Source organism: Flavobacterium anhuiense, from assembly GCF_900101855.1.
Taxonomy (GTDB): Bacteria; Bacteroidota; Bacteroidia; order Flavobacteriales; family Flavobacteriaceae; genus Flavobacterium; species Flavobacterium anhuiense.
In genome coordinates, this window is the sequence record NZ_FMVC01000003.1 from 270,902 (window position 1) to 292,875 (window position 21,974).

A 21,974-nucleotide genomic window follows, 5' to 3' on the forward strand; every position below is an offset into this window, starting at 1 on the left:
TAACTAACTAACTAACTAACTAACTAACTAACTAACTAACTAACTAACTAACTAACTAACTAACTAACTAACTAACTAACTAACTAACTAACTAAATAACTAAATAACTAAATAACTAAATAACTAAATAACTAAATAACTAAATAACTAAATAACTAAAAGCTTAAAAAAGAATTTAATAATCTCCCCTATAAATAAAGAGACCTTCTAGCCCTATCGACTATCACAAGTCAAAAGACAGCATTTATAACGCTGATTTCAATTAGATCGAAATGCGTTTTATTCTCATGGCCCAATTTGAAACACTAAGGCAAGGCAAAGCATTTTAAGTTTTTTTAAAAGACATTAAAAAAAAGAGGCGGCCTGCCGACCGTCTCTTGTCTATTCATTGATTAAAACTTAATTTCTTTTTCAGCCAGTTAAGCGGTTAAATTATAAAAACGCTTAATCTGTAACACTAAAAAATCTGCAGATTTACAGAATCAATCCTAGGATTGGCATATAGGCCCCTATTACTTTTTTATAAATTTTGAATTGGAAATGCCTTTATCAGAAACAATTTTTATAAAATAATTACCAGAGGGCAATGCTGAAACATCAATTGAATGAACATTCTCTGCGTTAGACACAACTCTCACCAGCTGGCCTAAGACATTATAAATCTGTATTGATGCCAACCGAATATCAGTACCGGCATTTATATTCAAAGTTTCATTTGCAGGGTTTGGATACAAGGCAAAATATCTGTTAAATGGAAAATCCGGCTTCCCTAATGTTTTGCTTATCTCTGTAATAGGAACATTTGTTGTAATTGCACTATTGTAGTCAAAAAATATGTCCGCAGCATTGCCAAATGTATCTCCTTCGGCAAGTGTCGATTTAGTTTTTATTTTAAAAGCCAGGTAGCCGTCATTATGCGCATCATCAAAAGGAAGATTAATATTTTCAAACTTAAATTCGACTTTATTGCCATCAGATATCTCAGTTGAAAACAAATGGCTTCCGCTTAAAGGCACCAATGAGTTTATATCATACTTAGCGGCATCAATCACGTCTTTGACAGCTATATTTTGTGCGGCATAAGTTCCCGTATTTTCAAAACGGATAATATAATGCATATAATCCCCGACTTTTGCTTTTGAAATTAAATTTCCCTCCACGCATGTCTTGTCATTTGGGTCAAATGAATTGACCACAGCCTGATCAAATGAAAAAGTATTGTCTGCCGGAGTCTCATCTGTCTGCGTTGAGGAGATTTTTGCAGTATATTTCAATATTGTTCCTGCGTTGACCGATGGTGTTTCCATTGGAGAATTTACATTTAGCACAAGGGTGATTTCTCTCGTTTCCAGCGGCCTTAAATCAATGAAATCCCATTTCAAACTATTAAGGGACTGATTCGAAAAATTAGGCGTGCTTTGCACGATGTCAGCCGCATCATCCATAAAATCAAAAGATACGGTTCCTGAAAGCTGCTGATTTCCCTTATTGGAGTATACTATTTTATATTTAGCGTCAAATCCCGGTCTTGCAGGCGTTAAAGGCAAGATGGCTATTTGCAGGTCTGGATGGCTTCCATTCGGAATTATGCAGAAACCGCCATTAAAAGGGCTTGCCTGAGAAGGAAAATCCACCGTAATACTCGCTGGAACAGCATCAAAATAATCTGGATTTTCAAAAACAGGAGTGATGGTATGGGATCCGTTTTTCAATGCAACAGTATAATTTCCCGTATTATTTGCAATATAGCTTTTAGAAACCTGTCCTGAAGAAATATTCATCTTCAAATTGGAAAAAGGAATATCATTCCCGTCACAGCCATTACGGTCTGAATCCAATCTATTCTGCCCCTGAACGAACTTAAAGTTCTGCCCAAAAAGACGGATTATCCTCCCGGCAGGCACTCCTGCATAACTGCTAAATTCTCCAGCATAAATGAGCTTGCCGTCAGATTGCGGCATAATTTTGCCACTATGATCTATCTCGCTGTTGTTAAATACATTTGTAAAAGTTTCGTCATAGCTTCCGTCTAAATTTAATCTGGCAAAAAACTTATTCTGATTGTTTGTAGTGCTGTATCCCGAAACCAAAATTTTATCATCTTTCTGCATTCCCGCTATAAAAGTCACATAATACTCGCTATTGATGGGCTTGTAGCTGTAAGAACTGTCCAAACTTCCATTTGGATCCAATCTGAAGAAGCCATTGAGATTGTCTTTCTTAAACGACAGCATGATTTTTCCGTCGCTTTGGACAAAGACCCCCATTCCGTTTGGTTTTACAAGGGGATCTAAAACAAAAGAAGCATCTTGTGATCCATCGCTGTTGAGCCTTACCAATCCCCTTCTGGTTTGCGTCGGATATGCCGTCACCAAAATTTTACCGTCAGGCAGAACTAAAAAATCCGATATATAAGGCAGCTGACCGTCACTTATCCCAGTATAGCTGGCTTTAAAAGTGGCATCCACAGATCCATCGCTATTTAAGCGGACAAGACCGATGCATGCATTTCCTTTATAGGTTGTAAAATTTCCTCCTGCCAATATCTTTCCGTCAGGAAGCACAATTACTTTTGCCACCTCATAATTAAAACCTGTGCCGATAACAAATGTATTATCCCTAGTCCCGTCAGAATTCAGCCTAATGATTCTATTAGTGGTAAGCCGATTAAATCCTGTAAAATCTCCTCCCACTACCATTTTTCCATCTTTCTGCACGGCTATAGATTTTACGCTTCCATCGCCAAATGCGCTTAAGCCTCCAAATGTTAAGGATTCATCTCGGCTTCCATCGCTATTTAGCCTCATAAAACTTTCTGTCGTTTTGCCGTTATAGCTATTAAAACCTCCATACATGATAATTTTATCATCCTCAAGAACGGTCAGCGCCATTACGCTTCCATCCAATCCTGCGGTAATGTTATTAAAACTGCTGTCCCTGCTTCCATCGCTATTTAAGAGCAGGATGCTTTTTGCAGCTTCTTTATTAAACATATGGAATCCTCCAGAAACAAGCACTTTTCCATTAGGAAGCAGTTCCAAGTCATTAATTGTGGCATTTGCGCCCGTTCCCGTATTAAAAGCAGCATCGATTGCACCATTGGCATTAAGCCTGACAATACCTATAGAATTTGATCCTACCATATTGAAGGTTCCGCCAATTATAATTTTACCATCTGCCTGAATTATAATTTTAGTGATTCCTATATCATTGGCACCGCTGATACTATTTGTCTTGAAATTAGAATCAATTCCTCCGTCAGCATTCATTCTAATCAATTTGGTATTATAATAATTGCCTGCTTCGACAAACGCTGCCGAAACCAGAATCTTGCCATCTCCCTGCAAAGCAATATCGAATTGTTTTCCAATTACACCTGCCGGAGTCAAATCAATATCCAAGCTTCCATTTGCATTTAAACGGATAATTTTATTGACGCCCGCATTTTGTCCGGCAGCGATAATTTTGCCATCTGACTGCAGCCTGATCGCAGTTACGCCTGTATCAAGTCCAATAAAAGGAGTAAAAGAGCTATCCAGGCTTCCATCAATATTGAGCCTTACTACGGCACTTTTAGAACTGATGCTTCCGGCGATTAGAATTTTGCCATCGGGCTGCAGAAGAAAATCAGCATTCCCAGAAATCGAAACTCCGGCAGGCGGCGCAAAATTTTTATCAATGCTTCCGTCAGCATTTATTCTCACAATATTCGTAATGCTTGTGCCATTGTAAGAATTCAGATCTCCAACTGCTACTATTTTTCCGTCAGACTGAATTTTAAAATTCTTTGCGCCATACTTAAACCCCGTTCCCGTATTAAAACTCGTGTCTAATTTATTATTGTCAAGCCTCACAAGCTCTGTTCCAGTGCGTGTTTCTTTAAGAAGCATAATTTTCCCGTCCTTCTGGATATCAGACTTCAAAACCGCATAGTCTACGTAATAGTTTCCCAAAGGCAGAGTAAAGGCATTAAAAGAAGGATCTCTATCTGCTGGATTTTGGGCATAAGCGCTGACAATCGCAAAAAATACAAGGTAGAGTTTTTTCATGTTAATTTTTTCGGTAAATATAATCGGATTTTTAAATCGATCTTTAAAAAATTAACATTTTTTAGTTTAAAGGATCAGGATTTTATAAATTTAATAAACGACAGAAATGGAAAAAGCAAAGTTTTTATTAGCAAAGATACTGAAATCTAACATGTTAAGTTTAGAGAATAGTCGATTAAAACTGGATTCCTCCACTTGATCAAAATAACCTAAAAAACAATTTAAAAGAGCCAAAACAGGATTTACAAATCTTCTTAAATAATCTGCCACTAATAAGAAATCAATCAATCAATCAATCAATCAATCAATCAATCAATCAATCATCTTTCTATTTAAATACCGCAAACTCCAACCATCATTCCCATCGCCGGCCAAAATCAGAACAAAAACAACAATAAAAAAAATCTCAAAAAACATAAAAACTAACTAACTAACTAACTAACTAACTAACTAACTAACTAACTAACTAACTAACTAACTAACTAACTAACTAACTAACTAACTAACTAACTAACTAACTAACTAACTAACTAACTCATTTCCGATAATTAAATATTTTCTTAATAGCACTAAGTCGAAGATGTAAAAATGTAATAAAAGGCGATAATTGTATAAAAAGCACTTGCATCATTTGGCGTCATTTGCTGAAAACTAAAATGGATGGAAGTCAGACCAATAGTTTCGGCTTCTCTCAGAGATGTATCTTTCGCCCGCTTCAAATCAGCGTCAGGATACCAGTTGACCAGCACTACTTCGCCATGAATAGCAAAGGCGTCATGTAGAGGTAAGACCCCAGCGCAAGGCACTGTGCATAATATCCAATCTCTTATGGATTATCCGTAAAGTGCCAGCTGGATTTTAATTCCATAAAATTATCAATTTCTAAAATCAAAATTATGTTCCATCATTCTAAAGACTTACAATTCAATGCCAGGGTATCAAAACCGGACCCGGCATTCGCCAACATTCTGCTTGAGCAGTTTGGCGGCGAGAATGGCGAATTGGCCGCCGCAATGCAGTATTTTACGCAGGCTTTTAATGCCAAGCAGCCGCATCCTGACAAATATGACATGCTGATGGATATCGCCACAGAAGAATTTTCACATCTTGAAATCGTGGGGGCAACTATCCAAATGCTCCTGAAAGGCGTAAACGGAGAGCTGAAGGATGCCGCCGACTCCTCAGAAATCATGCAGGTGCTTGACGGGAAGGCCGCAAAGGAAACCATCATCCATGCTGCGCTTACTGCAAATCCGCAATTTCCGATCATTGCCGGAGGCGGTCCAGCACTTAAAAACAGCCAAGGCATTCCGTGGTGCGCCTCTTACATCCACTCCAACGGCGATCTTACGGTGGATTTGAGGAGCAATCTCGCATCTGAATCGCGCGCAAAGCTCGTATACGAACATCTGATGAAATTCACCACCGACCCTTATGTCAAAGAGACGCTGTCTTTCTTGATGACCCGTGAGGTGGCGCATTACAAAATGTTTGAAGCCGCACTCGATTCGATCCAGCCTAATTTCCCTCCTGGAGTGCTTCAGGCTGATCCACGCTTTACCCAACAGTATTTTAATTTTTCACCTGAAAAAAGCGTTCAGGCCCCTTGGAACACAGGCGAGATGCCCGATATGTCCAAAGAATGGCAGTATATCCCAGATCCGCAGACGTATGTCAAACAGACCCAAGGTCTGACCGACAATGAGGACACCTACAATGCTGAACTGGAGCAGATGGATAAAGTGAACCAGCAGATGAGCCAGATGCGCAGCGAAGAAGTAAAAATGGCAGAACCGGAAGGCACCGCCTCCTGGAGTGATTATGACACTGGCCTGTAGTGCCATTAGAATAAGCTAATTTCTTTAAATTCTGAATGAAATTGTGTGAATTTATATCATAGAGGTCACACTGCCAGATGGCGCCAATTGAAGATAATTGGCGCCATTTTTTTCTACTCTCACTAAAATTGAAGACTTTAAACCATTCTTGCTTTCTTTAAAATAATGCTTTAGTAAGTAACCTAATATGATGATTCGAGATAATTTGTGCAAGTGCTACTTGCACAAATTAATTTTATCACTATGCGAGCGGACTAATTGAGAACAAGAGATGATAATTCACGAATAATAGTTTGTAGCAGTGTCAGAAAGTATACAAGGACACTTTTTCTGACTGCAATAATTGGTAAATCATAAAATATTGCAGAATTGTATATTAGTGTACTGCCATAAGACAATTGAGTTTTTATAATTTTTGTATCAATCCCCAACAGGACATCTAAACCAAATTTACAAAGCCAATGGAAGACAGACCCTAAATATAGTAAGCCAATCTCTTCAAATCATCCAAAAATGATGTTGTAATTTGTCCTGTCGAGGTCACAAATTTAAATCCCATTTCTCTCAAAATGGGATTTTTTTCTGCTTTCCTATATAGATTATAACAGATCTCCATTTGTTTTATTTTGATCTATTGACTACTATGAAGCACCATAATAATAAATTAATAGCCCCTGTCTATATTTACCCGATAACTCCTAAGATAATTTTCCTTCACGAAGTCCTCCAGTTCTTTCATTGATATAGAAATAGCCATTAAGTCAAATCCCTTTATAAAAAATAATATACCTGTTAACCATCAATAATGACTTTTCGGTGTTTTATTCCCCATTCTGCAAGATCATTTATTATCGTTTTTAATGTTAATCCATACTCCGTCAGCTGATAATGAATGGTAACAGGCTGAGTATCTAGAACTGTGCGTTTAATCAATTTATTTATTTCCAAATCCCTCAATTCCTTACTTAACATTTTATTAGAAATACCATTTACATCATTTAAAATATCGGTAAATCTTCTCTTATTATGATAACAGATCGATGAAATTATAGAAATTTTCCATTTTCCATTCAATATATCCATTGTATCATGGACAGCCATTATCTCTTTTCTGTGTTCAACCTGACATTCGTTACTCATAAGTTACTTTGTTTCTCAAACGTTACTGTTACTTTTGGTTACAAAGTAACAAAAATAAACTCAACTGAATTAACTTTGCTCATATAAATTTAAAATATAAAAAAATGAATTTCATGAATAAAAATGTTCTTATAACAGGAGGAACTACAGGAATTGGATTAGCAACAGCAAAAGAATTCATAAAATCAGGCGCTAACGTCTGGATCACTGGAAGAAACAGGGAAAATCTTGAGAATGCAAGTAAAGAAATTAACAGTCTTAATTTAAAAACGATTGTTGCTGATACTGCAAATTTATCTGATCTATCGCTACTAGAAAAAGCTTTTGCAGAAAGCGGAAATAAATTGGATACTCTTTTTTTAAATGCAGGAATAGCAACCTTTAGTTCAATAGAAGAAGTAACAGAGGCTGATTTTGATGCGCAGTTTAACACCAATGTCAAAGGCCATTTCTTTACGCTTCAGAAAATGCTTCCTTACCTGGCAGAAGGTTCGTCGGTAATTTTTACATCTTCAACCGTTGCAACAGCTGCAAATTTAGGAAGCAGCATCTATTCGGCTACAAAAGGGGCATTAAATAAAATTGCTCAAATCGCTGCAAACGAATTAGCAGGAAGAAAAATCCGTGTCAATATTGTGAGTCCAGGACCAGTTTCTACGCCAGGACTTCATAAAGCTGTACCAGAAGACGCTAAAAAATTTCTGTCGAACGCTACTGCAATGCAGAGATTAGGCGATCCAGCAGAAATTGCAAAAACAGTATTATTTCTTGCTTCAGATAATGCAAGTTTTATTACTGGAACGGAGCTGTTAGCAGATGGTGGCTATATAAATTATGCTCTAAAATAATTTATTAGAAATCACTAAATGACTCGATCGTCGGATTATGACACGCGCCGTAAATTTTGCAATAACATATTTAAAAACCAGTTTTATTAATATTAGGAACGGATACGGAATATTTTCCGAACGGTCGGGTAAAAATCACAAATGCTTGAAGCCCTTACATCAAATTAAAATTAGAATCGAGTTCGCATCAATCCCAGCAGGATATCTAAAACAAACTTACATCGCCACTGGAATACAGATACAACATATAGGAAACTAATATCTTAAAATCATCCATAAATTTTATAGAATTTGTCTTGTTGCTGTCACTTAAAAAACGTTAAAACATTATTTTTAGCGTTTTTTTTTGCATTTTAGTATTGTTTATCACTTTTACACAGACATCAGTAATTTGCGGACCTGGTAAAGTTAACTATTTAGGATTCAAACCACAGACATGTCGCATAAATACTAGGATTGGACTGTTTACCTTAATAATATTTTATAGACTTTCCTAAAAAAAGTTAGTCTCCAAAAACTAACGAATTAAAAATTTAAGCATAAAACAATTGTCTATTAGATTTTATATCGTAATATTGCAATATAAATATAATACAATGGGAGCAACAAAAACAGATTATTTTACTGAAAGCCAGAACGAGCTGGCTGTTTTAGCCAAAGCGTTAGGTCATCCTGCGCGTATTGCTATTATGGAATATTTATTAAAAGTGAATGCATGCATCTGCGGGGATATCGTAAACGAACTTCCTCTTTCACAGCCCACAGTTTCACAGCATTTGAAAGAATTGAAAAATGCAGGCTTGATTAAAGGAAGTATTGAAGGAAATTCTATCTGCTACTGTATCAATGAACCTGGAATTGAAAAGATAAAAGGTTTCTTTGAGCATATTTCAGATCACCTTGCTAAAAAGAGAAACGAATGCTGTTAATTTAAAAGATATGGAAATAAGAAAACTTTTAGCCGAAGACTGGGATCAGGTTAAGTTAATCTACCAAAAAGGAATTGATACTGGTAATGCCACGTTTCAAACTAGCGCTCCATCATGGGAAGACTGGGACCAGTCACATCTCGCATCCTGTAGAATTGCAATGCAGGAAGATAGTAAAGTAATTGGATGGGCTGCCCTTACCCCTGTTTCTTCTCGCTGCGTTTATGCAGGTGTTGCAGAAGTAAGTGTATATGTTGATCCTGCACATTCAGGAAAAGGAATCGGGCTTAACCTTTTAAATGAACTTGTACGACAGAGTGAAGCAGAAGGAATCTGGACCCTCCAGGCAGGAATATTTCCTGAAAATGCAGCAAGTCTTAGTATCCATGAAAAAGCAGGCTTCAAGATACTTGGAACAAGGGAGAAAATCGGAAAACAAAATGGCATATGGAGAGATACTATTCTTCTTGAAAGAAGAAGCGCTGTAATTATTTAATAAAAAATATAGTTTAACTAAATATAAAAAATTATGAAACTTTCAGAAATTAAAGAAGTGCTTAAAACTGTGGAAGCAGTAAATTTTGAGCTGCCTGACGGGACATTTGTACCAAAATATTTTCACGTAACTGAAGTAGGATTGGTTACCAAAAACTTCATCGACTGTGGTGGAACAGTGAGAAAGGAAACTGTTGTGAACTTTCAGCTTTGGGATGCTAACGATTACGAACACAGGCTTAAACCGCAAAAGCTGATCCACATCATTGAGCTTTCAGAAAAAGTACTAGGAATTGAAGATCATGAAATTGAAGTTGAATACCAGAATACTACTATTGGCAAATATGATTTGGATTTTAACGGCAGAAACTTCACTTTACTCAATAAAAAGACAGCCTGTCTAGCTCAGGAACAGTGCGGTATTCCGTCAGATAAACCTAAAGTGAAATTATCACAGTTAAATATTGACAACGGTTCTTCATGTACTCCAGGCGGAGGATGCTGTTAATATCTTAATTGAGAATTGATAATTGATAATTGATAATTGATAATTGATAATTGATAATTGATAATTGATAATTGATAATTGATAATTGATAATTGATAATTGATAATTGATAATTGATAATTGATAAAACATTACAGCCATAAAACTATGCTATATCCAGAAATTGAGAATACGGTTAAATCATTTGATTTTAAACAGATCTCCGAAGAACGTAAAGCAATCCTGCAGCCACTAATTGACTTTATTCAGACTAAAGCAGACAGTAAGGTGGGAATCAGACTAAATCTAATCTGCACGCACAATTCAAGAAGAAGTCATCTGTCACAGGTATGGGCGCAGACTGCCGCTGCCTATTACGATATAAAAAATGTCTCATGCTACTCAGGAGGAACCGAAGCTACTGCCCTATTCCCGATGGTGGCCCAAACTTTAGGTGATTTAGGATTTAAGATTAAAACTCTTTCAGAGGAAACAAACCCTATCTATTCAATAAAATATTCAGCTAATGAACTTCCTGTTATCGGTTTTTCTAAAACTTATGATGATGATTTCAATCCTGAAAGTGGATTTGCCGCAATAATGACCTGTTCGCAGGCTGAAGGCGGATGCCCGTTTATAGCAGGCGCTGAGAAAAGAATCCCGATTACCTTCGAAGATCCAAAAATTTCTGACGGTACACCTCAGCAGAAAGAAACTTATCTGAAGCGCAGCCTTCAGATTGGAACTGAAATGTTTTACGTATTCTCACAAATAAAAAAATAAAATGTCAGCAAATAAATGTGCTCCAGCCGTCGAACGTAAAAAACTAGGCTTCCTAGACCGCTTCTTAACCCTTTGGATTTTCCTTGCTATGGCAATAGGCGTGGCAATAGGATACTTTATTCCTTCAAGCGGAGACTTCATTAATTCTTTTTCCAGCGGCACAACAAACATTCCATTGGCAATAGGGCTTATCCTGATGATGTATCCGCCTTTGGCTAAAGTTAAGTATGAGCAGATGGGACAGGTTTTCAAAAACACAAAAATCTTAGGAGCCTCTTTACTCTTAAACTGGATTGTAGGACCTGTATTAATGTTTTTATTAGCCCTGCTCTTTTTAAATGGATATCCCGAATATATGATCGGGGTAATTCTTATCGGCTTGGCACGCTGTATCGCAATGGTTGTGGTATGGAACGATCTCGCAGACGGAAACCGTGAATATGCAGCAGGGCTTATTGCTCTTAACAGTATTTTTCAGGTGTTGCTCTACAGTGTATATGCTTACATTTTTATAAACATTCTCCCTCCCTATTTTGGATATGATGGTTTTGAGGTGAATATCAGCATTGCTCAGATTGCCGAGAGTGTGGGCATTTATTTGGGCATTCCATTTGCTCTGGGAATCATAAGCCGTTATACTTTGATAGCTTTGAAAGGTTCTGAATGGTTTAACACTAAATACGTGCCTTTTATATCGCCGATTACACTTATTTCACTGCTCTTTACAATAATTGTAATGTTCAGTCTTAAAGGAGAACTGATTGTTCAGATTCCGATGGATGTTGTACGTATTGCCATTCCGCTTGTGGTTTACTTCACTTTAATGTTTATCGTCAGCTTTTTCATCGGTAAATATTTTGGAGCTGACTATTCAAAGACAACCTCTATAGCTTTTACGGCAACCGGCAATAATTTTGAACTAGCTATTGCTGTGGCAATCGGCGTATTTGGTATAAACAGTGGCCAGGCTTTTGCAGGCGTTATAGGTCCTTTGGTAGAAGTCCCTGCTCTTATAGCATTAGTTAACTTAGCATTTTGGTTCAGAAAGAAGCACTTCACAAAACAGACACTATCATAGTATTAATTAAGCCAAGCTAATATAAAATTTATCTTAAAAAATTAAATCCCAAAAAACCAAACATGCAAAATAACGCAAGGTAAAAAAAACTAAAGTTTCTCTAAATTTAGCCTATAAAAAGCCCGTCCTAATTCTGCCAGAAAAGGCAGTCCGATTTCATCATAATCATAATTATCGTCATTGAAAATCTGATCTTCGTTAACCAGCAAAGTTGCGCTGATGATGAACTCAATTCTATTAATTTCATCTACTATGTAAGCACAATCTATCAATGTGCCATATGCATCTCCTACTTTATTATATATTTTTATATTGTCAGGAATTGTTTCTTTCGTGTCGCCAAACATAAAAAACTTGCAATATCCGTCATAGTATTCTTTAGGATCATATCCTGCATTTCTAGGCAAATTCTGCATATTATACAAAAGAAGCTCTCTGTTTTCTGCCGACAGATCGAAACGCTTTTTTCTTGGAAAATTATCTGGGAAAACAACTCTTTTCATCGTGCCGTGCAATGTTTCCAAAGACAGATAATTCTTTCTGCTGAAATCCATAGGAGAATTAATCAATTTACCGTTTTCGTAATATCCTTTGCCTTTCAATATTTTATTTAGTTTTAAAGGTACGATTGCGCTATCTCTAACGCTAGGAATGAGTACTTCCTCACCATTATTATAGAAAGCTATTTTTTTGGTTTGGGATGCTCCTGAATTTGCGGCCGATAAACGATGGGAAATTCGAACCTGTTTCAGCCCCTTTTCCTTCATTTTTCTATTAATATAGTCACGCCCCATAAATTCATAAAAGTCATTGCTAGCTTCATTTGAGCTTACGGCAAAAATTTTACGCAAATCATCCGCGAAGGAAAATTTCGTCTCGTCATCACCAACAGCAAAAACTGTATTTGCATCAGCATTTTTCATCCCATTGAGCTTCTCTAAAGCTAAAACTGCAATCGGAAGTTTAACCGTACTTGCCGGATAATAATAATTTGAAGCGTCGACATTATATTTATAATCTGTTAAAATAACTTTTCCGTTGTTTTTTCTTTTTACAGCAGTGTATATAATTTGGAGTTCAAAGTGCTCCGGTTGATCGGCAACCTTTTTTATGGCATCATTATTATTGCTAAGAACCTTTTTTATCGGATCATTTTTTACAGATTTACAACCTGAAAAAAAACATAGAACGCACGCTATTAAGAAGAATCTTTTCATAAAGGTTTATTTTTAGAAGGAATCACCAAAATCATTTAGATAAAGATGAATCCCGAATAATCAATTCAGTTTTTAATATGGTTTTTTGAAATGATTTAACCTCATTCCTATTCTCTAGAAGAGACAACATTGTTTCCATCAGCTTGGCAGAAATCTCAGAAAGTGGCAGAGAAACGCAACTAATAGAAGTTGGGCACAATCTAAACATATCATGATCCTCAAAAGAAATAATGCCGAGTTTTTTCAATAAAACATAATCATTTTCTTTAAAAACTTCCAATCCGATTTGTACAAAAACATTAAGACAAATTGACTAATAATCTTTTTGTCTTTTTTTTTATTGATAAACATAAAGCCTGCTCGGGCGTAAATTCAAAGAAAAAGGCCAATTTCTTTAAATCACAGCCAAGATTTTAAAAATACTGCTAATATTTTTTTTGAAAGTAAAGATAATTAGTGGTTACACCTACATCTCGCAATCGTATCTGCGAATTGTTAAATTCAAACAGCTTCCAATTTAAATTTAATTTAGAAAGCACTCCAGAATTAAAACTTATTTTTACTTCTCTCACACCGTTTTGAATTGAACTTTCCCACTGCCCGGTTTCTGAAACCCCTGTTTTGTTGGCAATTACAGATTTATCGGTTTGAAATATAAAGGTATAGCCACTGTAATTTGAAGTATTAACAGCACCATCATAAAAATAAGGTATTTCCCAAGAACCTTTTGTGATAGCTGCAACAAAATCTAATGTCACAAGATTATTTTCCGGACAGTAATCTATTGCATATTTTATTGCATTTTCGAACTCCGTATTGTTTGAAATCGATTTTATCTGATTATTGTAATCTACAATTGTAATAGGATATTTTAAAGAAATGTACTGGTTTTCATTTAAATTTTTAATGAAATTAAAAAAGGCCTGATCACTTACTATAGATTGAGAACTCGCTGTTTGGTTAGTGCTGTTATAGCTATTAATTGTTATCGGATAATTAATGTTTAGTCCGTTGATTTTAGACAGAAGATCTGGATAAAGATTCCAGTAATCAATCAAAGTGTCAAAATCTGCTTGATTTGGAATTAATTTTTCGATGTAATTATAATATACCATCGTTACAGGAAAATCTATTTTTACAATATCATCATCGTAATTGCTGGCGTTGATATTATCTAAAACTTTTTGATAATCGGCTGTGGTATTAACCGCAATCTGCTCATTGTTTACTGTAATGGTATACGGGAGTTTTATGGTGCAATAACTCGATCCATCTATCATATTATCCTGTACGGTTTTAACCATGGCAACTCTTTGCAGATAAGTAGTAAGCGGAGAAACAGTACTAATTGTTCCCTGCGAATTATTGTTTTCTTCCTCCATTTCACTTTGACAGGAAAACAGTAGGAAGAAAAAAACTGCAATTGATAAATATTTTTTTAAAAGTAACATATTTATGTTTTTACAAAGGTAAATAAATTTTAAAAGAAACTATTTTAAATAACCTAACATCAAGCATTTCATAATTTTCTTCTATAATAAATTATCAAAAACCAATAATATTTTATTCTTCTATAGAACAATCCTCTTTACTTTTACCCTACTTAAATTAAAAACAAATACATTTACGTTGAAAAATTGAAACTCTAAATGCCAGATCAAAACCAATCCAATACATGTGATGAAATCATTTTTTCGTCTTTCTTCAAAAGTCATGTAAAAGCACTTCGAAATTTTCTTTTTTACAAATTTGGAAATGCAGCACAAGCAGAAGATATAACTCAGGAAGCATTTGTTAAGCTTTGGCAACATTGTGCTTCTGTCCCTCTAGAAAAAGCCAAATCCTATATATACACCATTGCCAATAATAGCAGTCTAAACCAAATTGCGCACCAAAAAGTGGTTTTAAAATTTGAAAAAAACTTTACTGGTTTGGACAAGACAAATGAAAGCCCGGAATATCTTCTCGAAGAAAAACAATTTCAGACAAAACTTTTAAAAGCAATCGAAAACTTAAACGAAAAACAGCGCATTGCTTTTTTGATGCACAGAATTGATGGAAAAAAATACAGCGAAATTGCTGAGGAGCTAAACATTAGCGTAAAGGCAGTTGAAAAACGCATTCATGTGGCTCTGTTAAGCTTGCGCAAAGAAATTGATTTGTAAAAGGTAGGGTAAATTTAGTTCCAATTGTTTTAATAAAATAATACGATAAAATGAAAAAAGATCGCTTATTAGCAAAATGGCTCAACGACGATTTGTCTCCAGATGAATTGACAGCATTTGAGGCAAGTCCCGATTTTGAAAAATATCAAAAGATAAAAAAATATACCGCTCACCTCGAAGCAGGCGATTTGGATGAAAATACTATGTTGTCTAACATTTTAAGCCAGAAAAAAGCAACGCCAAAAGTAGTGCCTCTATATCAAAAATGGATACTTAAGGCTGCCGCCATACTTGTTCTCGCTCTCGGAATCACTTTTGCGATGAAAGCTTTTATGCCACAAACGGAAACTGCCGATTTTGGAAAAAAGACTGCTTTTTCATTACCCGACAATTCTGAAGTGGTTCTAAATTCAGGCTCCGAAATACACTATAAAAAATGGAATTGGGATAACAACAGGCATTTGGAACTAAAAGGAGAAGCCTATTTTAAAGTTGCAAAAGGCAGAAAATTTGAAGTGCAGACCAATCTAGGAAAAGTAACCGTTCTGGGAACCCAATTTAACGTTAAAGCCAGAAAAAACAAGTTTGATGTTGTGTGCTACGAAGGCCGTGTAAAAGTAACTTATTCCAATGCTGAAATTTTATTGACTCACGGACAAAGTGTTCGTTTTGAAAATGGAAAAGAGATTAAAATGACAGTAAGTGCATTAAAGCCAGAGTGGATCGACAACCAGATATGTTTTTATAAAGAAAACATAAGAGCACTTTTAGATGAAGTTGAGAGACAATATAATATTAAAATTGACTTAAACGCCAAAGACACTGTTTCACTCTTTACAGGAAAATTACCAGCTAAAGATCTAAATACAGCTTTACAGATTATCAGTACAACGTATCATTTGGAAGCAAAAAAAGTTTCGAACAACAAAATAATTTTTGACGAAAAATAAATGTTCCGCCCCAAGCAATTTCATTTTTTGTTTTTTCTCTTCTTTCATATCCTGAATCTTTCTGCTCAGGATAAAGGAAAAGATATGCCTTTCAAAAAAATAATAATTGCTATTGAAGAACAGCATGCTGTAAGTTTTAACTATACTGAAGATAATATTGAAGGTCTCGAAATCAATCCTCCTAAGAAATCACTTTCGTTAGAACAAAAACTGGAATATCTGAGAAAAAAAACCGATTTATCTTTTGAAAATATTGGCAACAAATTTATCAATATCTATAAAAAAGATACAGTTTCAAAAATGATTTGTGGTTATGTTTTATCTGCAACTGATAAAAAACCTATTGAGAATGCTAACATCATTTTAAATAACAAAAATCACTTTACAACCGATTCAGAAGGATATTTTGAGTGCCATAACGAAAGTAAAAATACTTTTGTAATTAGCCACATCGGTTTTGCATCAAAGAGAATTACGGCAGGAAATACAGATGCTAAAGATTGCGTTAAAATTCTATTAGAGCCTGAAATTACAGAATTGCATGAAATAAAAACTAATGCCATTCTGGCTTCGGGCATTTCAAAAAATACTGATGGATCTTTTGAAATTAAACCTAAAAAATTCGGTATTCTTCCTGGCCTTATTGAACCAGATGCGCTACAGACCATGCAACAGATTCCGGGAGTGAACAGTCTTGATGAGAGTGTATCCAGCATCAACGTTAGAGGCGGTACACACGATCAGAATTTATTTCTTTGGAATGGAATACGAATGTTTCAAACGGGACATTTTTTTGGTTTAATATCCGTTTTCAATCCAAATCTTGCTCATACAATTTCGATCTACAAAAACGGAAGTTCTGCCTTTTATGGGGAAAGCGTTTCAAGTGTAGTCGCGATTTCTTCTACTCCAGAAAAAACAGAAAAAAATTCATTCAGTGCCGGAATCAATATGATTAATGCTGATGTTTACGCCAAGTATAATCTTTCTAAAAAAAGTTATATCGAGATTTCGGCGCGTAAATCGATTACCGATTTTGTGGAAACGCCTACCTATAAAGAATATTTCAACAAAGTATTTCAGAATACTACCATAACTGATTTTTCGCAAAGCCAAAATCTTAATTATAAAAGCGATAAAAAATTTGGTTTTTATGATGCTACGATAAAATATGCGCAAAAAATAGGAATTAAAGATCAAATAATACTTGATTTGATAACGATAAAAGATAATCTGGAAGTCACTAAAAGCGCCGCTTCATACACTATAAATAAATCACAAAACAATACTTTACGTCAGCAGAATTATGGCGCAAACTTGTCATGGAAAAGAAACTGGAATAACTTCAACACTAGCAAAATTAATGTTTACAATTCTTCGTATGAACTTTTAGCCAATCAAAAGACAACTTATGAAAACCAAAGTGTAATTCAGGAAAATACGGTAAACAACAATGGAGTTAATGTAGAAAACAATCATATCTTAAATTCTAAATTTACTTTCAGTGACGGTTATCAATTTAATGAAATTGGAGTAACCAATTTAGAACAGGTAACGAATCCTGATTTCTATCGTAAAGTAAAAGACGTTTTAAGGACTCATGCTTTAATTTTTGAAGGAAAATATAACGATACCATCACCCGTCTATATTTTAAAGGCGGAATGCGTCTTAATTATATTGAAAAATTCAAGAAATATATTGCAGAACCTAGAATTCAATTGGGGTACGGAATCAACAAAAGTCTAACTTTAGAACTGCTTGGCGAACTAAAAAGCCAAAACTCCCAGCAGATTATTGATCTGCAGAAAGATTATTTTGGCATTGAAAAAAGGCGATGGATTATCTCTAATAACAGCACAATTCCTATCCAAAGAAGCAGACAGTTATCATTAAACTTGTTTTATCAAAAAAACAATTGGCTTTTGGACATCGAAAACTTTTATAAAAAAGTGACAGGAATAACAACCTCAAGTCAGGGGTTTCAGAATCAACTGGAATTTGTGAGAACTACCGGCGATTATGAAATCTGGGGAACAGAAATGCTAATTCAGAAAAAAATAAATCACTTTCTTACGTGGTTAAGCTACACCTACAATGAAAACAATTATGATTTTCGCAATTATGAGTACCCCCGTTTTCCAAACAACTTTGAGCTGACCCATACTTTATCTTGGGCGGGAATTTACGAGAAAAACAATTTCAAGATTGCTTTAGGAACAAAATGGTCTTCTGGAAGACCCAAAACATCTCCAGATTTATCCCGAATTGATCTTTCTAATCCAGAATTGGTCTATAACAAACCCAATAACAGTAATCTGCACATGTTTTGGCAGGTTAATCTTTCCTCGACTTACAAATGGGAAACCACAGGCGGAATTCAATATAAAATAGGAATTTCAATCTTAAATATTCTCAATAGAAAAAATGAAATCAACGAATATTATAGAATAAATTCTTTAACCAATTCTGTAGAAGAAATCAATACTTTTTCATTGCAAAGAACTCCAAATCTGAGCTTTAGAGTCTCATTTTAACATCACCTCCCTTAAGAGTTCTTAAACTCTTATTCCTTCTTTTTATTTTTTTTTCAAAAAATCACAATTCTTTGGTAGGGTAATCTGCACCAAGGCTGTTTCACTATAGAATCATCATTTGGTTTGAGACAGTTTTAAAACATTCAAATAGAAAAAAAAGCGGACTGATTTTTTACGCATCAAAAACAAAACAAAACATGAAAAGAAAAAAAACAATAATTGTAACCGCCGTATTACTAGTAATGATTTCTGCCAGCATTTACTTTTATTATGGAGTCATCTTTAAAGAAGCCCGTAATATAGCATCAGAAGCTCCTGATTATAGTGTAACGGCCAAGAAACTTATTGGAGACTATAATGCAAATCCTAAAAAAGCAGATGCATTGTATCTCAACAAAACTATAGAGATAACAGGCAAAGCAACCAAAGAAACCGATTCTGTAATTGTACTTGAAAACACTGTTTTCTGCCTTTTCAAAGAAAAATTGAAAGACAAGATTATCCGCAACAATATAACGATTAAGGGCAAATGCATTGGTTATGACGAACTATTTATGGAAGTTAAAATAGACCAATGTAGTGTTAAATAAACCAACTCAATAATAATTAATTTATGAAGAAAATTCTAGTTCCGTTCTGCCTGTTTTTAGTAACATTGGCCTATTCTCAGGATGATTTGCTAAAGAGCCTTGATTCTACTCAGATAGAAGACAGCTATTCTACAGCAACCTTTAAAGCTCTACAGCTCGTAACCTTACAGACCACAAAAATGCCCGCTAAAAAAGAGTTTTATTTTGTGGTTTCGCATCGTTTTGGGTCTGTAAAAGATGGTTTTGACAGTTTTTTTGGACTTGATAATGCTACCACAAAACTAGGAGGTATTTATGGTGTTACAGACTGGCTCTCGGTCAGCCTTTCGAGACATACTTTAAACAAAATGTATGAGATCGGATTGAAGTACCGCATGGCGAGACAAAATGATAATTTTCCTTTGGATATTGTTGGATATAGCGTTGCAGACATTAATACTTTTTTAGAAAAAGACCAATATCCAGGCTTAGAATTTAAACATCGCATGACGTACGTGCAACAGCTATTAATATCCAGAAAAGTCAGCGATAAATTCTCATTGGAATTAGTGCCATCCTTTATACACAAAAACCTTTACACTCCAGAAATCGAAAGAGACAATCAGTTTTCTTTTGGAGGCGGCGGGCGCTATAAAATCACCAAAAGATTATCTGTCAATTTAGAATACATGCACAATTTTGACAAACCTGACTTTTACAAAAATCCATTGTCTGTAGGTCTTGATATAGAAACAGGCGGACACATATTTCAATTAATTTTTACCAATTCACAATCCATGAGTGAGAGCGGATACCTAACTAATGCCTCTGGTGACTGGGGCAAAGGAGATTTCTTTTTCGGCTTTAACTTATACAGAGTATTCTAATAATTAAAACAATAAATCATGAAAAAAACAATCGTACTTACAATTTTAATGGCTGTATTTGCAAGCTGTAGTGATTCTGATACAACTCAGGAGATCGAAACACCAACAACTCCAACGAACCCAACGGATCCCACAGGTACAGTTACGTACAATAAAGATGTAAAATCTATTATTGATGCCAATTGCATAAGCTGCCATTCCAGCGGAAGGTCAGCTAGTTTTAGACCTCTAACTACTTTTGCTCAAGTGAAAGCTGCAGTGGAAAGTGCTGGATTATTAGGCAGAATTCAACTTCAAAACGGCCAGCAAGGACTTATGCCGCAAGGCGGCAGAATGTCTCAGGCAAATATTGATATCATAGTAAAATGGAACACCGATGGTTTAAAAGAAAATTGATTGTTATGAAAAAATCATTCATAAATTTCTTTGCATTATTGCTCGTTATAGCCGCAAACACTGGTGGATTTGCACAAAAACTAATTACAAAAACAGGGAATATTAAATTTCAAGCTTCCATGCCATCTTATGAAGAAGTTGCTGCCGAAAGCAAATCAGTGTCAGCTGTTTTGGATCAGACAACAGGAGATTTTGCCAGTCTCGTTCTCATAAAAGGTTTTCGATTTAAAGTAGCGCTGATGGAAGAACACTTTAATGAAAATTATATGGAGTCTGAAAAATTTCCAAAAGCAACTTTCAAAGGTAAAATAGAAGATTTTGACAGTTCAAAAATTACAGCTTCTCCTAAAAATTTTACATTAAAAGGAGAGCTTACCATTCACGGAAAAACAAAACCAGTCTCAGTGATTGTAAAAATCTCCAAAGCTCAAAATGGAGTTAAAACCATTGGCTCATTTGAAGTAAAACCTGAAGACTTTGCTATTGAAATACCGAGTCTTGTAAGAAAGAAAATTGCCGACAAAATCGAGATTGATTACAATTTTTTATTGATTAAATAATCTCCTTTAAGAATCAGCTCTATTCAGATTCGAATGAAACATGACGAATGTTCTGTAGGCCGGTGTGAACTTATAGCGCCGGTCTCTTTTTTTAAACCTTAAAATCAAATTAAAATGATCTGTAGAAATTACATTGTTACCGGAGAAGATGTAAATGATTATATGGTTATGGAAGATACCGCATACATTTCATATACCCTCCGATTGTTATATCATTTTTTGTTCAATAACGGATTTTCAAAAGTAAAACTCAACTATATGCATTTAGATTTACAAGAAGGAAATCATGAGTTAGTCTGCCATAAAGATTTGATGTTTACCCAATCTTTTTTAGTTGAAATGAAATATTGCCATATACAAGACAATATCAATTTCAAAAGTTGCTTTTTTAACTCAAAGAATGAATGTTGTGCAGAAGTTATAAAAGAAGTAAAATGGTTTGATCCTATAAGCAAAGAAGTTATCAGAACTCCAAAAAATATTCTCAAGCAATTCCACTATAAAAATATTTCTGCTTAATTAAAAAATATTTACCGTGTAATCAAACTTTGCATATCACGGCTTTAAATCTAAACGTTTCAAAATAAGCTCCCTTAAACGCGCCTCATGTTCATCTCCCCAATTTCCGATAGCAGAAATTACTGGAATTAATGTTTTTCCAAAATCAGTGAGACTATATTCAACTTTGGGAGGCACAACAGGGAAAATAACTTTTGAAACCAATTCATGCTCCTCTAATTCTTTCAACTGAATATTTAAAACCCTGCGTGAAGCGTCTGGTATTTTGCGTTGCAATTCACTTGGCCTTTTATGGCCTTCATTGATAAACCAAAGCAAACGTATCTTCCATTTCCCGTAAAGCACTTCCCCTATCAGGTCAAGTCCACAATTCAGGTTCGGGATTATTTTTCTTTCATACATATAACAAAAGTAAGCCTATGTACCGATTTATGCAATAGGGGAAAAATTTGTCCCTATCTGAATCGTAATTCCGTACTTGTGAGAAAGTTACATACTTCTGAAATTTGTACAAAAGAAATTTAAATCG

At 35.1% G+C, this 21,974-nt stretch carries 21 protein-coding genes; 15 read left to right on the top strand and 6 right to left on the bottom strand.

All coding sequences use genetic code 11. The features are described from left to right. Window positions 1-512: 512 nt before the first annotated feature. On the bottom strand, window positions 513-4,049 hold the full coding sequence (locus BLP44_RS09160; RefSeq protein ID WP_091131974.1) for a DUF7619 domain-containing protein: 3,537 nt from the start codon (window positions 4,047-4,049) through the stop codon (window positions 513-515). 896 nt (window positions 4,050-4,945) lie between these two features. Here BLP44_RS09160 and BLP44_RS09170 point away from each other — a divergent pair. Next, window positions 4,946-5,887 carry a manganese catalase family protein gene (locus tag BLP44_RS09170; RefSeq protein WP_091131978.1) on the top strand — a complete coding sequence of 314 codons (942 nt, stop codon included), beginning with the start codon at window positions 4,946-4,948 and terminating at the stop codon, window positions 5,885-5,887. Window positions 5,888-6,679: 792 nt separating this feature from the next. Here BLP44_RS09170 and BLP44_RS09175 read toward each other — a convergent pair. Beyond that, window positions 6,680-7,027, bottom strand: coding sequence for a winged helix-turn-helix transcriptional regulator (locus BLP44_RS09175; protein ID WP_091131982.1), 348 nt, complete (start codon window positions 7,025-7,027; stop codon window positions 6,680-6,682). Window positions 7,028-7,140: 113 nt separating this feature from the next. Between BLP44_RS09175 and BLP44_RS09180 the strand changes: the two genes are divergently transcribed. From BLP44_RS09180 to arsB, 6 genes are all read left to right on the top strand, one after another. Further along, entirely contained in the window at window positions 7,141-7,875 is a 735-nt protein-coding gene (locus tag BLP44_RS09180) for an SDR family oxidoreductase (protein WP_244511712.1), read from the top strand. A gap of 596 nt (window positions 7,876-8,471) precedes the next feature. Beyond that, window positions 8,472-8,804 carry an ArsR/SmtB family transcription factor gene (locus BLP44_RS09185; protein ID WP_091131989.1) on the top strand — a complete coding sequence of 111 codons (333 nt, stop codon included), beginning with the start codon at window positions 8,472-8,474 and terminating at the stop codon, window positions 8,802-8,804. Window positions 8,805-8,814: 10 nt separating this feature from the next. Continuing rightward, entirely contained in the window at window positions 8,815-9,300 is a 486-nt protein-coding gene (locus BLP44_RS09190; RefSeq protein ID WP_066035232.1) for a GNAT family N-acetyltransferase, read from the top strand. A gap of 33 nt (window positions 9,301-9,333) precedes the next feature. Then, on the top strand, window positions 9,334-9,807 hold the full coding sequence (locus BLP44_RS09195) for a DUF6428 family protein (RefSeq protein ID WP_091131992.1): 474 nt from the start codon (window positions 9,334-9,336) through the stop codon (window positions 9,805-9,807). 147 nt (window positions 9,808-9,954) lie between these two features. Continuing rightward, a complete protein-coding gene (locus BLP44_RS09200; RefSeq protein ID WP_091131995.1) occupies window positions 9,955-10,569 on the top strand; it encodes an arsenate-mycothiol transferase ArsC in 615 nt (204 codons plus the stop codon). 1 nt (window position 10,570) lies between these two features. Further along, complete coding sequence (arsB, locus tag BLP44_RS09205) at window positions 10,571-11,647, top strand: ACR3 family arsenite efflux transporter (RefSeq protein ID WP_091131999.1); 1,077 nt, start codon at window positions 10,571-10,573, stop codon at window positions 11,645-11,647. 89 nt (window positions 11,648-11,736) lie between these two features. On the opposite strand, the gene BLP44_RS09210 is transcribed toward arsB, so the two are convergent. The 3 genes from BLP44_RS09210 to BLP44_RS09220 form a co-directional block, all read right to left on the bottom strand. Further along, window positions 11,737-12,864 (bottom strand): serine hydrolase, encoded by a 1,128-nt coding sequence (locus BLP44_RS09210; RefSeq protein ID WP_091132003.1) that lies wholly within the window; start codon window positions 12,862-12,864, stop codon window positions 11,737-11,739. A gap of 31 nt (window positions 12,865-12,895) precedes the next feature. Beyond that, window positions 12,896-13,144 (bottom strand): substrate-binding domain-containing protein, encoded by a 249-nt coding sequence (locus BLP44_RS09215; protein WP_317040778.1) that lies wholly within the window; start codon window positions 13,142-13,144, stop codon window positions 12,896-12,898. Window positions 13,145-13,289: 145 nt separating this feature from the next. After that, a complete protein-coding gene (locus BLP44_RS09220) occupies window positions 13,290-14,246 on the bottom strand; it encodes a hypothetical protein (RefSeq protein WP_244511713.1) in 957 nt (318 codons plus the stop codon). Window positions 14,247-14,513: 267 nt separating this feature from the next. Between BLP44_RS09220 and BLP44_RS09225 the strand changes: the two genes are divergently transcribed. From BLP44_RS09225 to BLP44_RS09260, 8 genes are all read left to right on the top strand, one after another. Next, window positions 14,514-15,029 carry an RNA polymerase sigma factor gene (locus BLP44_RS09225; RefSeq protein ID WP_091132011.1) on the top strand — a complete coding sequence of 172 codons (516 nt, stop codon included), beginning with the start codon at window positions 14,514-14,516 and terminating at the stop codon, window positions 15,027-15,029. 50 nt (window positions 15,030-15,079) lie between these two features. Further along, window positions 15,080-15,979, top strand: coding sequence for a FecR family protein (locus BLP44_RS09230; RefSeq protein ID WP_091132014.1), 900 nt, complete (start codon window positions 15,080-15,082; stop codon window positions 15,977-15,979). A gap of 27 nt (window positions 15,980-16,006) precedes the next feature. Further along, window positions 16,007-18,514, top strand: a complete 2,508-nt coding sequence (locus tag BLP44_RS09235; RefSeq protein ID WP_244511715.1) for a TonB-dependent receptor — start codon at window positions 16,007-16,009, stop codon at window positions 18,512-18,514. 197 nt (window positions 18,515-18,711) lie between these two features. After that, on the top strand, window positions 18,712-19,104 hold the full coding sequence (locus tag BLP44_RS09240) for an OB-fold protein (RefSeq protein WP_091132021.1): 393 nt from the start codon (window positions 18,712-18,714) through the stop codon (window positions 19,102-19,104). Between the two features lie 23 nt (window positions 19,105-19,127). After that, window positions 19,128-19,970 carry a DUF5777 family beta-barrel protein gene (locus BLP44_RS09245; protein WP_091132026.1) on the top strand — a complete coding sequence of 281 codons (843 nt, stop codon included), beginning with the start codon at window positions 19,128-19,130 and terminating at the stop codon, window positions 19,968-19,970. 18 nt (window positions 19,971-19,988) lie between these two features. Beyond that, window positions 19,989-20,366: a c-type cytochrome gene (locus BLP44_RS09250; RefSeq protein ID WP_008463644.1), complete on the top strand. Its 378-nt coding sequence runs from the start codon at window positions 19,989-19,991 to the stop codon at window positions 20,364-20,366. 5 nt (window positions 20,367-20,371) lie between these two features. Continuing rightward, a complete protein-coding gene (locus BLP44_RS09255; protein WP_170830225.1) occupies window positions 20,372-20,926 on the top strand; it encodes a YceI family protein in 555 nt (184 codons plus the stop codon). Window positions 20,927-21,040: 114 nt separating this feature from the next. After that, window positions 21,041-21,445, top strand: a complete 405-nt coding sequence (locus tag BLP44_RS09260; protein WP_091132033.1) for a hypothetical protein — start codon at window positions 21,041-21,043, stop codon at window positions 21,443-21,445. A 36-nt stretch (window positions 21,446-21,481) separates the two neighbouring features. Here the strand turns inward: BLP44_RS09260 and BLP44_RS09265 are convergent, their stop codons facing one another. Beyond that, the gene (locus tag BLP44_RS09265) at window positions 21,482-21,847 is read right to left on the bottom strand and encodes a winged helix-turn-helix transcriptional regulator (protein ID WP_008463640.1); all 366 of its coding nucleotides are present in this window, start codon (window positions 21,845-21,847) and stop codon (window positions 21,482-21,484) included. Window positions 21,848-21,974 lie beyond the last annotated feature (127 nt).